We start from the raw sequence: 14,836 nt of genomic DNA on the forward strand, positions 1-14,836 counted from the left end.
GTCACCGCCGCATAATATCACCGAATTTAGAGTTGTCTATGGGTGGTTCGCTACCGCCCGAATGAATTTGATTGGCAAACAATTCGCCCGTCACTCGCCTCAAGCCGTCCATGTCATTGTCGTTCAGCATTTCCTTGCCCGTCTCTACCAATTGATTATGTTTTTCCGCGTCAATCGCCGTGTGTTTTTCCTCGGACACGTGTTTAAACATGTCCACGATGAATCCGGGATTTCTCCATAACTCCCGCCAATAGATATTGTGCATTTCGTTGATTGATCTTTTGGCATCGTCATAGCGGATGTCGTCACTTTTCAACTCGTCATGTGCCTGCCGGGCGAGGTCGTCAAACCGTTGACAGGTTTGTTCGTCAGCTTTCTCTCGGCAATTTTCATTGAAACTTTCTTCAGTTTCTTGCAAATCTGATTTCAGATTGACGATTCGATTTTGCGGATCGTTACGGATTGCGGCAATTTTTTGCCGAAGTTCGCGAATTTTTTCGGCAATGCCGCGGCGTTCTTCACCTTCGGCGACATTCTGTAAATTCGCGGATTGTTCATCAAGCGAATTTTTTATCTTGCGAATTCTCGGAGAATCACCGGTTGCGGAAATTTTTTCCGCAGCCACCAATTCCTTTTTGGCTTCGTCAAGCATGCCACCGACAAAATGCTCGCCGCCTTCGCCGTCATAACCAATGGTGGATTCGTGAAGGATAATTTCATTGGAAATTTCGCCCGACTTCACTAATTCAACCTTGAACCTCATGGTGCCACTTTCGTTAACATCCCAATGAATGCTCAAGTCATCTCCCTTGTAAATGTCAGAGTCAATTTTTTCTCGCTGAATTTCACAACTTCCGATAAACAAATTCGGTTCGCCGGGCGTGGGATTGATCGCTTTGGGTTGCTGAAAAAACTGCACAAGCAAGCGGTCATCACCATCGCGCAAATCTCTCGTAGCGCGATAACCTTCAACCACTCCACTATCAGGCAAGGCAATGCCTTTTTCGGCAAAAATATACAGAGTATTTTCCATTTCGTCGCCTTCGCCGGAAACAATCATGGCCGCAAGGTTGTGCGTTAATCGCAAAGACCCAGCGGATGCGGCAACGCGATTAATAACAATTTCGCGCCCAGCGTCTTTCAGCAACGAGCCGTTTTTATCAAACGCCATAATGCGAAAATGGTTTTCGCCATCACTGTCCAATGGCAATTCAATAGTTGTTCCGCCGTCCAAACTCCGGCGTCCCGAGGTCCACCCTTTGTTAGAGTCAATCTGAATTTCCATCCCGTCGCTTGCCGAGTCATCCTGCGGTTTAATGCGAATTCGGGCACGATCTTCCGCCGTACGACTTGTATAGTCGTATTGCAGTTTCACCTCGCCTTCGGTCATCGTCCGCTCTCGCGTTGTTTTGCGCGTGATTTTCTGGTCGGTCCAGTCCAAACCTTCGCAAAAAATCGCCGCGCCTACGGCAACCGCGGTCATCGGATCGATGGTCAGATCGGCGGGCAACCCCAATTCATGCGACACTCTTTCTCGTAGAGTCGGTATTTTGGAAGGGCCTCCGATAAACACCACCCGATCCAGGTCCCCGGATTCATAACCGTTGTCTTTGAGAATCTTTCGTGACAAGTACACGGTTTCATCAATTTTGTCGGCGATGAGTTCTTCAAACCGTTGTCGATCAATCGGAATTTCTATAAAAATATCCGCGCCGTCATCATCGGTAACTCGCAGATCGTCCTCCGACATATAAATGGTCGCGCTTTCGCTTTTGGAAAGTTCAACTTTTGCGGCTTCCGTTGCCATCCGTGCAACACGAATCATCTTTTCGTATTTCGGGTTTTTCTGAAAATCTGCTGCAAGCGCATAATTTTCCAATAACCAGGGACGCACAATTCCATTGATGATAATACGATCAAAATCGCGTCCACCCAACGCGTTAATGCCCTCATGCCCAGGATATTGATGTTGCCTTTGGTGCTTTGCACTAACGCCAAGTCAAAAGTGCCGCCACCGATGTCATACACCAGAAACAATCCGTCTTTGTTTTTGTTGTCGGCAACTGACGCCATTGCCGCCGCCACCGGCTCTTGCAACAGCGCGATTTGCTCCAAACCGGCCATGCCGGCGGCGCGATATGTCGCCTCAATTTGCATTTGATTAAACGCCGCCGGTGTGGTAATCACCGCGCCGGCAATATCGCGATCACCGTATGCCACCCGCGCCTGCGCTGTGAGTTGCCGCAAGATTTCGGCACTACATTGTTCGGCGTTCATCACTACACCCGCATCGGCAAATTCCTTTTTCCACGAAGTACCCATCTGCCGCTTAAAACCATCGGTGGCGTTGGCTGGATTTCGGAAAAGTTGTTGGTAAGCACGATGACCATAAAATTTAGTCCCGCTCCGGTTAATATGTATTACCGAGGGCAGGACATCCGTTCCTTGGTCCACAGTTTTCACGATGTGCAGTTTGCCATCCAAGTGCGCGACGATAGCGCTGTTGGAGGTGCCAAGGTCAATTCCCAGATACATTTTTTTGCTCCTGTTGTTTGTTAAAATCTTCGGCACGAGTCAGCACCACTTTGGCGAAGTGCAAAACCCGCCCCTCTTTCACCAGTGCGGGTTCCAGCGTTTCCCACACCACCAGTTTCTCACCGTCCGCGAATTCATCGGCGTTGGTTGCCCGAAGCGGGTAATTAGCATCATAAGGCTTGCCTTCATACACAACCATTTCGATATCGTTATTCTGCAATAATTTGATGATATGGGAATGCAATAAATTCCGCAAGTTGCGCATCTTTGCCTCCGCTGCCTTTTGCTTCGGGCGAGGTAAATCGGTGATAATTCGTTCGTTGGCAACTATCAGCCGAAAGGAATCAATCGCTAAAGATTTGACTTCTTCTTCGGTCATTAAAAATCCTCTATTTTCATGTTTTGGGGGCGAAAATTTCCATCTGTTGTAGGTTTCAACGTATAAGTCCACCCTCCTCCAGCCGAGTAATTATCCCAATCCGGCGAACCATTCGCACGCATATCATCCATAAACACTCTGCACTCAGTGCTGTAGTTTTTGCCGGTGGCGTATGTGAACAAAAGCAGTTTATTCGGCACCCTGTTATAGGTGTATGCTTCATTTTGAGGTGTCCCTTTCATGCAAATCAAGGCCCAGATGCTTTGGATAGTCAATGTCAAGGTAGTCGGCAGCCCCATGAATCGCATATTCTGCGCTATCCAGCCCGACCGCCCCGGCTAATTGGCCGGCAGCTCTGACTATGTTAGCCGCATAATTTAAACTGCGGGCTATGGTTCTATCCACGCCCTGCTCGAACTTCCCTGGCTGTCCATCCAACCACTGCGTATATTGAAAATCCGATGGGTCGCGGCCAGTGTCTTGCGCGAGACGCTCCGCCATCCTGCCCCATGACTGATAACGCTTGCCGGTGCTGGGCGCAATCAGGTTGGCGTCAAGATACTGTTTTTGATTGACTCCCTTTGACTTGAGAAATGGCCCGTATTGCTGCCAGAACTCCGTGATCATCTTGATAGGCGCGTCGGTCGCGCCTATAAGCAGGCTGATTTTCCTGTTAAGCGCCACCTGGTCATCGTCGGTTAGTTGGCTTCCTTTCGCCAAATCCGACAACACCTTCGCCTTGTGGTCAGGGGTTGCATCAATCAGGTTTTTGTGGAACGCATCAAGGTCGCCTAAAGCGCCAGGGTTTCGGCGTTCATAATCATCAATGAGTTGCCTCTCAATCCTGACTTCTGCTGACAAGTACCTTAACGGAACAACACCTGGGTACAGTGAATAAATAATAACCGCACCAACGACGATAATAATCCCAAACCATCCTGACCGGGGGGATTTTTCAACGGTTCTTACCGGAATTACTTCCAAAAATTTTCTGTCTTCATACAGTTGATCGGAGATACATTGAGGCGCATTACAACGCCCAGCTAAAGATAATAGCTCTTTTGTCACATGTAGTGCTGCGGGCGTTGCGCCGTGTTTGTTGTGAAGCGCAAGCGCAACGCTACGGGCAATGTTCCATATTTTCTCGTCGTTTGCCAATTCCGCATAGTCATCTAGTAGTGCTGAAAGCGCGTTAATCAAGTCGGCAGTTTTACCCGAATTATTCTGGGTGCTTTTTACGGCATTCATAAACGCCTGTAATCGCTCTTTAAATTCGGTATTCCGATGCTTTTCACCGACAATCTTTTCCAGTGCATCGAAATCTTTCGCCAGTGCCGCCGCCATTTCTGGCAATTCTATAAAAACCTTGATTAGAAGTTTGGTGATTCGCAAAGAAATCTCGGACTTACCCTTGTTGTTGTGGAGATCCAAGGCAAGGTCACGGAGTTTGCCGCAAATCTCACTTGAGCGTTTTTCATCAAAACCCTTTCCTTCGTCAATAAGTTGAAGCGGTTGGGCATACTCATCCCATTCGGACAGATTTTGTTCAATTAGCCGCAATGATTGCTCATCACCGGGCGAGTCCCGTAACACATCGGCGGCGTGGTTAATTTCTTCTTCCAACGGGCGCAAAATTGACTCAACCCGGTGTTTATAGAGACCACGAATCAAATCCACCACAAAACGTCCGCTCGCGGTTTTGTCAAACTGCCACTTTTCTGTGATTTTGGTTGCCAATGCGCCAGGTTGTTCCCCATGAAAAATCACGTTTATTGCCGATTTTATGTGTCTCTGTTCACGCAATTTTGTAAGTGCATCCGCAACATGTTCAGGTTTGGCGGGAGGCACGATCCCGGATTTTTTGCGGGCGTGATTGATCATCTGACCGACATCGTCTGCATCAATGGATTTTTGTGCCATAATCAGCATATTCAGCGCATCTACAAGTATGTTGGCATTGCCGACATTACCGTCTCCGCAAAAATGTGCAGCAATATTCGCTTTTGTTAGCGCGGGCAAAGACATTTTCTCCATTGCTTTACAAACCAAACCTCCGTCTATATCTGTTTTCGCCAGATGGATTAGTTCGTCAATTTTAGGGATCGGTAGGCCCCATAAATAGGACACTTCTTCGCGTAGCCGTGGCATAGGAGCGGTCAACGTATCCACCGCTTTTTGTAAAATATCCTCGGATTCCCGTGCGTCAAAACCCGCATCTTCGCGCGCATTGTCAATTTCTGGGCGCGACGATTCTGGCGGAATCTTCAGTAAATGAAATGCTGACATTCGTTTAGTTTATAGAATTTTTGGCTCATCTGTCAGCGTGTTATGCCGTTTCAGATTCTGTTTTCTTCGACCGCGTGGCAGGCAATTTGTACGCCGTTGGAGGTGTTATTCAGTTCTGGAATTTCATTGCTGCAGCGCTGATTGGCATGCGGGCATCGGCCGTGAAACACACAGCCCGATGGCAGATTGATCGGGGTTGGCACTTCGCCTTTTAGTTTGATGTGTTTTGATTTGCGCCCCAAATTGCTTTGACCCAACTTGGGAATGGCGCTCAGCAGCGCCTGGGTATAGGGATGGCGCGGCGACGAAAACACCTCTGCGGTTACCCCCAGTTCGCAAATCCGGCCGAGATACATGACCGCGATCCGGCTGCCGAAATGCTCGACCACGGACAGGTCATGGGTAATAAACAAATAGGTCAGGCCGCGATCTTCGCGCGCTTGCATCAGCAGGTTCAGCACCTGCGCCTGAATGGAGACATCCAGTGCCGAAATCGGCTCATCGGCAACGATAAATTCCGGATCCACCATCAGCGCCCGGGCGATGCTGATGCGCTGCCGTTGTCCGCCGGAAAACTCATGCGGAAACCGCGGTCCCCAATTGGCATTGACTCCGACCGATTCCATCACCTGCTCGACCTTTTGCCGTTGCTGCGCCGCGGGCATTGTCGGGAAATGAAACCGGACTGGTTCGAGCAAGGTCGTGGCCACGGTTTTTCGGGGATTGAGCGACGCATACGGATTCTGAAAAATCATCTGCATGCGCTTGCGATAGGGCAGTAATTGGGCTCGGCCAAGATTGTCGATACGCTTATCAAGGTAGTGAACCGTGCCTTTGGAAGGCGACAGCAAGCCCATGATGATGCGCCCGACGGTGGTTTTGCCGCAGCCGCTTTCACCGACCAGGCATAACGCCTCCCCTTTCACGATATCCAAAGAGATGCCGTTGATCGCCTGTACCGACTCTTTTTTACGTATTAGCCTGCCGTGCCGGAACGATAACTGGTCAAGCAGCCCGCCAGAGACGTTGAACTCCTTGTTTAATTTCTTTACCGAGAGCAGGGTATTTGGCGGGATATTTGATTGGGGTTGCGGCATCTGAGTTATTGATTAAGGGGAAAGTGACAGGCGACCGCGCGTGCACCCTTGCCGCCCAGCGCCGGCAAATCCACTTTGCACACGGCCTGCGCGTAGTCGCAACGATTGTGGAACGGGCATCCATCCGGAATCTCCTGCAGCGACGGCATTACCCCGGGAATCTGATTCAGCCGCTGGCCCGGACGGGTCTTTTCCGGCAACGCCCCCAGCAGCCCCTGGGTGTACGGGTGCATTGGCCGGGCGATAACCTGATGGGTCGGCCCTTGTTCAATAATCCGTCCGGCATACATCACCAGAATACGCTGGGTCACTTGCGCAACCACGCCCAGGTCATGGGTAATCAAAATCAAGCCGACCTCGAAATCATTGCACAGCGTCAGCAGCAACTCCAGAATCTCCGCCTGGATAGTCACATCCAGCGCGGTGGTCGGCTCGTCGGCGATAATGATGCGCGGGTCGCTCAACAGCGCGATGGCGATGACCACGCGCTGGCGCATACCGCCAGACAATTCATGGGGGTATTGCGCCAGGCGCGTCTCTGCGGAAGGTATTTGCACCGCCTTCAATTTAGCCACCGAAATTTTTCGCGCCGCCCGGCGGCTCAGGTTTTTATGCGCCAGGATGGTTTCTTCCATTTGCGTGCCGATGGTCAGCACCGGGTTCAGGGTCATCATCGGGTCCTGGAATATCATGCTGATTTCGTTGCCGCGAATCTGTCGCATTTCTTCTTCGCCCAGTCTGGCGAGGTCCTGGCCCTTGAACACGATACTGCCCGCGGACAGATAGCCGGGCTTGCTGATTAAGTTCAAGATAGCAAACGCGGAAATGGACTTGCCGGCGCCGCTCTCGCCGACAATGCCGATGCGCTCGCTCGGTTCAAGATCGAAACTCACGTCCTTGATCGCGGTCACCAAACCGCTCCTAAGCGGAAACACCACTTCCAGATTTTTAACGCTGAGCAATGCCATAGAGCGCGACCGTTTTGTCAGTTGTCGTACATTTTCGGGTTGAGCACGTCGCGCAGCCAGTCGCCGAGCAGGTTGATTGCCAGGATCAGCACAATCAATATCAGCGCCGGAAATGCCGTGATCCACCACGAGCCGCTGAAGATGAATTCAAAGCCGTTGCGAATCAGTGAGCCGAGCGACGGCTTGGTGATCGGCATGCCCAGCCCGAGGAATGACAACGCCGCTTCGGTGATAATGGCATTGGCCACTTGCACCGTGGAAATCACCAGCAGCGGCGAAAAGGTATTCGGCAGGATATGCCGATAGACGATGGTCATTGGTTTGAGGCCGATGACCCGGGCCGCATCGACGTATTCCTTTTTCTTCTCCGCCAGCACGCAGGCGCGCACCGTTCGGGCGTACTGCGGCCATTCGGCGATGCCAATGACCAGCACGATGACCAGCAGCGCGAAGTCGTTGTAAAACGCAAGTCCAGCCGTGGCCTGGAATACGGCGAGGATGATGATGGCCACCATCAAGGTGGTAAAAGACAACTGAATGTCGGCAAAGCGCATCAAGAAACTGTCCAGCCGACCGCCGAAGTAACCGGCCACCAGGCCGATCGATACGCCGATCAGGCATTGCAGGAGGGTCGCGAAAATGCCGATGGCGATGGATATTCCGGTGCCATACAGCATGGTGCTGAGCATATCCCGGCCCATGGCGTCAGTGCCGAGCAAAAAGCGCGAATCTGCGCCCACGCTGCCGAGCGGCGGAAGTTCCGAATCCATGATGTCAAACTGGGTTTGATCCCACGGGTTGTAAGGCGCGAGCACGGGTGCGGTAACCGCGACTAGCATGAAAACCAGCAGCACCGCCGCACTGGCCATCGCGGTACGATTGCGGATAAAGCTGTGGTACACCAGCGAATTTTTGATTCGCTGCCAGAGGTCTAACCGGGTCTCGAAAGCGCTACTGGTCATTGCCGATTGCCATTCCAGATTGTCATTGTTGGCCGATTAACTTTACCGTTGGATTAACTAATCCGTAGATAATATCCACCACCGTATTGGTAATCACGAAAATCAGCCCGACCACGATGAGATAGGCGACGATTAGCGGCGTGTCGACGCGGTTGATGGCTTCGAGAAACATGAAGCCCATGCCGGGCCACTGGAACACGGTCTCGGTGAGGATGGTGTAGGCGACCATGACGCCGAGTTGCACGCCGCCCACGGTGATGACCGGCAGCAGCGTATTCTTGAACGCATGCAGCATCCAGATGCGGCGTTTTTTCAACCCTTTTGCCCAGGCGAATTTGACGTATTCCGATTCCAGCACTTCCATCATTTCGGATCGGATCATGCGCACAAACAGCGGTAGGATGACCGATGCCAGAGAAATGCTCGGCAACAATAAATGGGTCAGTCCATCGATCGTCATCAGGCTGGTCTCCCAGTCTCCAAAAATAATCAACGTGTCCCCCCGGCCATAGGACGGCAGCCATCCCAATTCGACTGCAAACAGATAAATCAGGAATATGGCGGTTAGGAACACCGGGATGGAAATGCCGACGATGCTGAACCCCATGGCCAGTTTTGAAAACAAGTGGTTAGGTCGAATCGCCGCGAAAACCCCGACCGGGATGGAAAAGGCCAGAATCCAGAAAGTCGCCGCGACCACCAAATCAATGGTTGCCGGCAGTTTGTCCATAATGACTTCCAAGGCCGGGCGCTTGAAAAAATAGGAGGTGCCGAGATCGCCGCGAACCGCGTTCTTTAAAAACCGCCAGTACTGCACCAAAAACGGGTCATTCAGCCCCATTTCTTCGCGCAATTCATTACGGACTGCTTCGGAGACCGATTGTCCCACCAGTTCGCGCAACGGATCGCCCAACTCATCCTGGATCGAAAAACTGAGCGCGCTGATAACCAGCATGACCACCACGGCCTGCCCCAGCCTTCTGACGAGAAACGCGAACATGGACTAAATTATTCCTGGCTTAAATAAAAAGATTAAGTGAAAAAATGTTTTTTGAATATCTCCGATCTGTGATGAGACAGATTAGGCGGTTTTACTTTGACACAGAATGCCGTACAGTCTTTTAGTTCGCATGAAGGGTTGTTTGCTTCTCACGGTTTGCGAGATCAACATGTTTTGCCTTGATCTTGCGAGCTCTTGCAAACAATCCTTTCCTTACTTTTCCAATATTAATTAAATTAGGTATGCCTGCATCATCGATATTTCTCGTTTTTTCCATGCCCATTGCAAGAACAATGTCATGTTGTGACGGTATGTATTGGAGGAATTCGTAGTCCCTGCATAACAAATCATCCACTTCCTTATTTAAAAACCTGACAATATCCTTGGAAAAATCCTCGTCGCTTGTTTCGCAAACGGTGATGTGGGGATTTTTCTCGGTTGGAAACGTGGGTTTGTACCACAGTTGGTACTTTCCCATTTCAGGTATCTGTACTTTAAAATGGACAAAGTATTTTCTTGAGTAAGAAAAGCAACTGCTTTGAGAGATGACCAACGGATGGTCTCTGTCAGAAAAGTTATTAAATGAGGTTACTTTGAAGTTGCTTTTTTGTGGTCCTTTAACCGTAATATGGACCGGCGAAGTTGCTTCCTGGTCATTGAAAATCGATTTCAGCCCTTGAAATAGTATCACTAATTCTTCGTCAAGAATCTTGATAAACAGGAATTTATTTCCGCTCATAAAACCAAATATTTCCTGTATTCTTCCTGTATTTTACGATGGCTTAAGCACTTGTACAAAAAGCCTGAAAATTTTATAGCAGTTGCATTTATCTCCTCTTTTTCTTTCGTTTCCATGGCTGGCTTGTCCGACATGTTTTCTTTTTGATTTAGGAAGAACTCGTAATGATCTAAAAACGCATCAAACCCAGCAAGCAGTTTATCGTCTCTTATATTGTCTAGCCCAACAGCAAGCCGTGTCAGTGGAGTTTGTTTGCAAAGACTCAACACATCTTCTTTACTACACTGGTGTTTAGATATGATGGGCAGGATGGTCGCAAATACGGTTAACATTCGGCTAAATTTGAGATTAATATTTTTTTTACGAAAAGGTTTTGTCTTGTCATTTCTGATAATTTCATAGTTAAGACAAAGGGTTCTCCAAAATCTCAGAAGATCGTTCAACAGAAAAAGTGGCTTAAAAGAACGCCGATCAACGTCATCACGAAAATACAAACCAACAATTTCATCCATTTGCGAATCATAGAGAACATCGTTGAACACAGGTCTGCTTTCTAACAGCATTAACATTCTGCTGGTAAAGAGATTCTTCTCATCATCTTTGGGGCACCCTATCGATTTTGTCATTTCAGGAAAAGAAAGAACTTTCAGAAACATCCCATCGTTGCTGAATTCGGGAAACCCCAACTCTTTGTTTACGAAAATTAATTCGGAAAGCAGTTCTATGTCACTTAGCCTTGTCCACTTATCCTCGTCTTTTTTCGAGAAAACAAAAATGTCTAAATCGGAGGTTCTACCAAAATCTCCTCTAGCCAAAGAGCCACAACAAAAAACACTATAATGGTTTGGCTTTTCTACCAAGCGTTTTGAAACCGCTTCGCGAACATCTTCTAACTTCAATTTTGAATTTGCCACTCTTTGCTGAAGTTTCGCGTGATTTTCCAAACATTCTAAATACGTCATAACCTTGTTATTTTATCTTGTTTTTAGTTATCCAGAGGCTACGCCCATCTTTCTAATACTCACTACTCACGAACTGCATGGAAACCCCAAACCGTCCCATTTTCTCTTTCAGAATTTCATGTTGATTTGTCTTTTTTTGTGCCATAATCAGAAATTCTAACATGCTCACTACCTTGTTCCTCGAACGGCTAGAGAAAAAAGAGCTGAATGCGGCTATTTTTCCCGCCAAATCAAACAGCCGATCTTTCTAAACAATTGGCGAATCCGCCCCGGTTTCGCGTGGCGTTCGGCGCGCAACTTCACCTTGAATATTATCGCAGGCGCGAGTTTTGGATCATTCGCCGCCGCCGGGTATTTCCGTTTGAGCGCATCCATCATCACTTCACCCATCGCTGAATCAAATTGTGCGAAACATTGTACGAGATTGTGCCGTTGCCAGCGTCCATATTTTTTTGACACGCGCAACAAAGTTCCCGTTCGCAACGAGTGTGACACTTTGCGGATTGAACGCGTATCCACCACATAAAAAACATCATCCACCGCCAAAAAATTGTTGAGATGAAAATCAATATGCCGATAGCCATTGCGATGCAATTTCACAAACAAATTGATACTCCATTCAGCAATTTGTGTACGGCATGACGGTTGCTTTTGCCAAAGTTCATGCAATGTTTGCGCCTGCAAAAATTCAAACACCACGGCATGTCCGCCATCGCAACGACCGCAAAAATACAACTGCGGAGTTTTTATATTCAACGCGGTCAAGATGCGGTGTCCGTCTTGCTCGCGCCACGCGCGGTATGCACTTCGGTAATTACCCAACAGCAGTTTTACCAATACCGATTTGGACTGCCATTGACCATCAAATACCCGCGATTGATTTGAATTTTTTTTGTATCCATCGCAAACAGGTAATGGTCTCGCCATTGGCAAGATGCAACACCGCCGGCAGTTGCATGCCGCTGCCTTGCCGTAATTGTTCGGTCAGACTTGGCACGGGATGCGTGAAACTATTGTCAAACGCTTCTGGAACATGCCCGAGAAAACCCGATATGTCCCTGCCAACTATTTCGCCGACTGCGCACCGTTTCAACCTGCCTGCAACGGCGCCGTGGGGATTGGCGCGAACCGTGTGGCGTATTTGTGATGTTTTTCGGAACAAACGGCGTTTCAGATGCTTTAATCTGAACAGTTGTTTGAACTCGCCGGAACTACTGCGCGCTATAAAGCACAAGTGAAGACATTTAAGTTGTGATCCCTCCCAAGAAGACATATCACCGACAAAGGCAAACAGAACGACTGTGCTCTGACCGCTGGCAAAAATCGGGTATCCGTGTAGTCGTTGCCTGCGGTGTTCGTCTTTCCACCCACTAATGAGTTTGAAATTGAATAGTTTTACCGGGCAGGCGGCTGGTGGTGCGGGATAACCCTGCGCCATTTGCGCGTTCAAATCTAAACTCACGCAGTTGTGGAAGTTGCCGCGCAACCACCACACGCGGTCAAACTCGCCGGCGAAGATGCGTTTGCGCAGGGTGGCAAGATCGTTCGGGTCATAGACCTCATCGCCGTCCACGCCGAATACCCAGGTGTCGGTGCCGTAGTAGGCGGATAACACACTCTGAGACGCGTGCGGGTTTTTCCATTTGCGCAAATCGATCTTGTCGGTATTGGCGGCCAGCCGCTCGATTATCGCGTAGGTGTCATCGGTCGAGTAGTTATCCAGCACGATGATGTGGTCGCAAAAATCGAAAATGTTCCTGATGACCCACTCAATGTGAAGGTCCTCATTTTTAACCAACAATATGCCGACAATTTGTTTCATGTTGTGTTCAAACTCGGCCGTTCAACACACGTGCAAACACTTCACGGTAGGCGTATCCGCATCGGGCGAACGCATAGTCGTTTGCGTGTTCCCGTGCGACAGACTGAAATCTCGGCAGGTTTTCCACCGCCAGCGTGATTTTGTCGGCTAAAACTTCGGCGCGTAAATCGGCGAGTTGTTGAAACACATTGTCGGATGCAACCGGCGCAAGCAGTTCGGTCGAAAACGGCAGCAATTCAGCGGCTGAGCCGCTATCAAAACTGACGACCGGCAGGCCGGTGGCAACCGCTTCAAGCACGGCGTTCGGACATGGCGGATTGACCTGCGAAAACAGGAAGACATGACAACGCCGAAGTAGCGCGGCGATCTGCCGCATGCCCTTTACGCCATGCTGTACAACATATTGATTTTCTGGGGGGGGGTAGTGATTGGTCCGCAGATATGCAGACGAAAGTCGAACTGGTGTTGCAGTAAATCCAATGCGTCAAGGATGGGTTGCAACATCACGGACGACCTGAAATTACCGGTAACCACAAACTCGATGGGCCTGTTTGTGGCAAGGGGTTGTTTGGCGGGAAAAAAGATATCCGAGTTCACGCCGTTGTAAATAATCGTCGAAGGCGCGGTTGTATCGCCGAGTAGTGTCGCACAGAGCGTTTTACTGTATTTGCTCTGGAAAATGATGAAGTCCGCAAGGTGACGGTAGTTTTCCGACAACCGCTGATTCCGCTCAATATCCTCGCTGCCGTCCGAGTGCGTGTGGCAACCGTCAAGCCGTTGTATGACTTTACCGCCGCGTTTTTTGATGCGCCGGACTTTCGCCGGGTTGAAGTGAATCGGGAAGAAAATCGAATCGCCCCACAGATAAACCGAGCGATACGGATGCCGTTCTTCATCCAGATAGCACTGCAAGTTGCGCATAAAGGTTGTTGGTCCGCCGATGGATTTTCGCCAGCGTCGAAAAGGAATGAACAGCATGGTTGATTTCAGAGCGGCAGTTTCAGGATCTTTCCAAACTCGATGTCGTAGCATGTTGGCGTGAATTGTAAAAGCCCACTCCCAGGGTAAAAACTCATTTCGCCAAAAATCGGCTTGCCATCCAAGTCATACAAATCAACGCGAACATACAGAAACTCGCTGGAAAGTGCAGTGGAAATTTCCAGCATTTCTTTCAGACACCCGGGTGCCTCTATTTCTCTATGACACGGCGGGTAAGTGACAGAGATAAGATCGATTTTCTGCCAGTGAACATCATAAAACGCCTGTTGGGGGCTGACTGAACGACCCACTATCACTTGTATTGCTTTCGGTTTGCCGTGAAAACAATAAATCTTGTAATCAGCAGGCGCGCCATCGGAGCCGTCGCCAGATTCCAGATACTTCTCGCAGACGATACGCGGTTGAATATCTTTGTAACACCATTCCCGGTAGCGAATGTATTGACTTTTCCTCAGCCACTTTTTTAACCGGCTTCTGGCGGTCTTGAGATCGCGCGTTTGCCTGCCGATAGTTACCAATCCGTCTTTGACCAACACATTCCAACCGCTACCGTGGGTTGCTTTGAGAACATATGAGTCTGGCAGTGAATCAAAATCGATTTCACCGACGGTCTCATACACATCGTAGAGTTCGTTGAGAATGTGCCCGAAACCTTTTTGCCTGACATACTCACGCACGGCATATTTGTCCGCACATTGCACCTTCAACGGATCTCTATCATAGAGTTTCATCCATTGTAATTTTTCGTTGAAGGTTACCGGGTTGGCAAGGTCCAACTCGCGACCAAAAACCTCGCGGAACATCCCCTCGATTACGGTTTTGTCCGAGAACAGGTAGTGCATTTTTCTCGACAGGCACCGATATAAAAAATACTTGGCGGGCTTCATTGATTTACCCACGCCCGCCCGCACCAATGTTCATATATCTTGTTAACGATTTTCATTATAATTTTGCGCGGTATACCTGGGTTCTCCTTTTGCTCGCGTGCCCTGTTTATGGTTGTCGTCACTCATTTTTTTGATACCTCATGTTGATTCGCTTTCTCTCACGACCCGGTCGCTTGATATTGCAATATATGCCACACCAC

General features: G+C 49.2%; 15 protein-coding genes. All 15 read right to left on the reverse strand.

Going from position 1 to position 14,836, the window contains the following annotated elements; genetic code table 11:
* Window position 1 precedes the first annotated feature (1 nt).
* Complete coding sequence (locus tag ACP158_RS05670) at window positions 2–1,894, reverse strand: Hsp70 family protein (protein ID WP_424947976.1); 1,893 nt, start codon at window positions 1,892–1,894, stop codon at window positions 2–4.
* Window positions 1,822–2,535 carry an Hsp70 family protein gene (locus ACP158_RS05675; protein ID WP_424947977.1) on the reverse strand — a complete coding sequence of 238 codons (714 nt, stop codon included), beginning with the start codon at window positions 2,533–2,535 and terminating at the stop codon, window positions 1,822–1,824. Before ACP158_RS05675 ends, ACP158_RS05670 begins: the two co-directional genes overlap by 73 nt.
* Window positions 2,519–2,914, reverse strand: coding sequence for a hypothetical protein (locus ACP158_RS05680; protein WP_424947978.1), 396 nt, complete (start codon window positions 2,912–2,914; stop codon window positions 2,519–2,521). Before ACP158_RS05680 ends, ACP158_RS05675 begins: the two co-directional genes overlap by 17 nt.
* A 219-nt stretch (window positions 2,915–3,133) precedes the next feature.
* Window positions 3,134–5,200 (reverse strand): hypothetical protein, encoded by a 2,067-nt coding sequence (locus ACP158_RS05685; protein ID WP_424947979.1) that lies wholly within the window; start codon window positions 5,198–5,200, stop codon window positions 3,134–3,136.
* A 50-nt stretch (window positions 5,201–5,250) separates the two neighbouring features.
* Entirely contained in the window at window positions 5,251–6,297 is a 1,047-nt protein-coding gene (locus ACP158_RS05690; protein ID WP_424947980.1) for an ABC transporter ATP-binding protein, read from the reverse strand.
* 5 nt (window positions 6,298–6,302) lie between these two features.
* Complete coding sequence (locus ACP158_RS05695) at window positions 6,303–7,265, reverse strand: ABC transporter ATP-binding protein (protein WP_424947981.1); 963 nt, start codon at window positions 7,263–7,265, stop codon at window positions 6,303–6,305.
* Window positions 7,266–7,282: 17 nt separating this feature from the next.
* Entirely contained in the window at window positions 7,283–8,227 is a 945-nt protein-coding gene (locus tag ACP158_RS05700; RefSeq protein WP_424947982.1) for an ABC transporter permease, read from the reverse strand.
* A 22-nt stretch (window positions 8,228–8,249) separates the two neighbouring features.
* The gene (locus tag ACP158_RS05705) at window positions 8,250–9,227 is read right to left on the reverse strand and encodes an ABC transporter permease (protein WP_424947983.1); all 978 of its coding nucleotides are present in this window, start codon (window positions 9,225–9,227) and stop codon (window positions 8,250–8,252) included.
* A 121-nt stretch (window positions 9,228–9,348) separates the two neighbouring features.
* Complete coding sequence (locus tag ACP158_RS05710) at window positions 9,349–9,966, reverse strand: hypothetical protein (protein ID WP_424947984.1); 618 nt, start codon at window positions 9,964–9,966, stop codon at window positions 9,349–9,351.
* The gene (locus ACP158_RS05715) at window positions 9,963–10,865 is read right to left on the reverse strand and encodes a nucleotidyltransferase domain-containing protein (RefSeq protein WP_424947985.1); all 903 of its coding nucleotides are present in this window, start codon (window positions 10,863–10,865) and stop codon (window positions 9,963–9,965) included. The genes ACP158_RS05710 and ACP158_RS05715 overlap by 4 nt, the downstream gene beginning before the upstream one ends.
* Window positions 10,866–11,141: 276 nt before the next feature.
* Window positions 11,142–11,765: a hypothetical protein gene (locus ACP158_RS05720; protein WP_424947986.1), complete on the reverse strand. Its 624-nt coding sequence runs from the start codon at window positions 11,763–11,765 to the stop codon at window positions 11,142–11,144.
* 25 nt (window positions 11,766–11,790) lie between these two features.
* The gene (locus ACP158_RS05725) at window positions 11,791–12,750 is read right to left on the reverse strand and encodes a glycosyltransferase (protein ID WP_424947987.1); all 960 of its coding nucleotides are present in this window, start codon (window positions 12,748–12,750) and stop codon (window positions 11,791–11,793) included.
* 7 nt (window positions 12,751–12,757) lie between these two features.
* On the reverse strand, window positions 12,758–13,126 hold the full coding sequence (locus ACP158_RS05730; protein ID WP_424947988.1) for a glycosyltransferase: 369 nt from the start codon (window positions 13,124–13,126) through the stop codon (window positions 12,758–12,760).
* A 5-nt stretch (window positions 13,127–13,131) separates the two neighbouring features.
* Complete coding sequence (locus ACP158_RS05735) at window positions 13,132–13,728, reverse strand: hypothetical protein (protein ID WP_424947989.1); 597 nt, start codon at window positions 13,726–13,728, stop codon at window positions 13,132–13,134.
* Between the two features lie 8 nt (window positions 13,729–13,736).
* A complete protein-coding gene (locus ACP158_RS05740) occupies window positions 13,737–14,636 on the reverse strand; it encodes an ATP-grasp fold amidoligase family protein (protein WP_424947990.1) in 900 nt (299 codons plus the stop codon).
* Between the last annotated feature and the right edge of the window lie 200 nt (window positions 14,637–14,836).

The sequence above is a fragment of the Candidatus Spongiihabitans sp. genome (assembly GCF_965247905.1).
Taxonomy (GTDB): Bacteria; Pseudomonadota; Gammaproteobacteria; order Arenicellales; family Poriferihabitantaceae; genus Spongiihabitans.

What these genes read in the sequence shown, in the direction of transcription:
- ACP158_RS05695 (WP_424947981.1), bottom strand. Translation starts at nt 7,265, where the DNA reads ATGGCATTGCTCAGCGTTAAAAATCTGGAAGTGGTGTTTCCGCTTAGG.
- ACP158_RS05700 (WP_424947982.1), bottom strand. Translation starts at nt 8,227, where the DNA reads ATGACCAGTAGCGCTTTCGAGACCCGGTTAGACCTCTGGCAGCGAATC.
- ACP158_RS05740 (WP_424947990.1), bottom strand. Translation starts at nt 14,636, where the DNA reads ATGAAGCCCGCCAAGTATTTTTTATATCGGTGCCTGTCGAGAAAAATG.
- ACP158_RS05710 (WP_424947984.1), bottom strand. Translation starts at nt 9,966, where the DNA reads ATGAGCGGAAATAAATTCCTGTTTATCAAGATTCTTGACGAAGAATTA.
- ACP158_RS05685 (WP_424947979.1), bottom strand. Translation starts at nt 5,200, where the DNA reads ATGTCAGCATTTCATTTACTGAAGATTCCGCCAGAATCGTCGCGCCCA.
- ACP158_RS05725 (WP_424947987.1), bottom strand. Translation starts at nt 12,750, where the DNA reads ATGAAACAAATTGTCGGCATATTGTTGGTTAAAAATGAGGACCTTCAC.
- ACP158_RS05705 (WP_424947983.1), bottom strand. Translation starts at nt 9,227, where the DNA reads ATGTTCGCGTTTCTCGTCAGAAGGCTGGGGCAGGCCGTGGTGGTCATG.
- ACP158_RS05730 (WP_424947988.1), bottom strand. Translation starts at nt 13,126, where the DNA reads ATGCGGCAGATCGCCGCGCTACTTCGGCGTTGTCATGTCTTCCTGTTT.
- ACP158_RS05690 (WP_424947980.1), bottom strand. Translation starts at nt 6,297, where the DNA reads ATGCCGCAACCCCAATCAAATATCCCGCCAAATACCCTGCTCTCGGTA.
- ACP158_RS05680 (WP_424947978.1), bottom strand. Translation starts at nt 2,914, where the DNA reads ATGACCGAAGAAGAAGTCAAATCTTTAGCGATTGATTCCTTTCGGCTG.
- ACP158_RS05675 (WP_424947977.1), bottom strand. Translation starts at nt 2,535, where the DNA reads ATGTATCTGGGAATTGACCTTGGCACCTCCAACAGCGCTATCGTCGCG.
- ACP158_RS05735 (WP_424947989.1), bottom strand. Translation starts at nt 13,728, where the DNA reads ATGCTGTTCATTCCTTTTCGACGCTGGCGAAAATCCATCGGCGGACCA.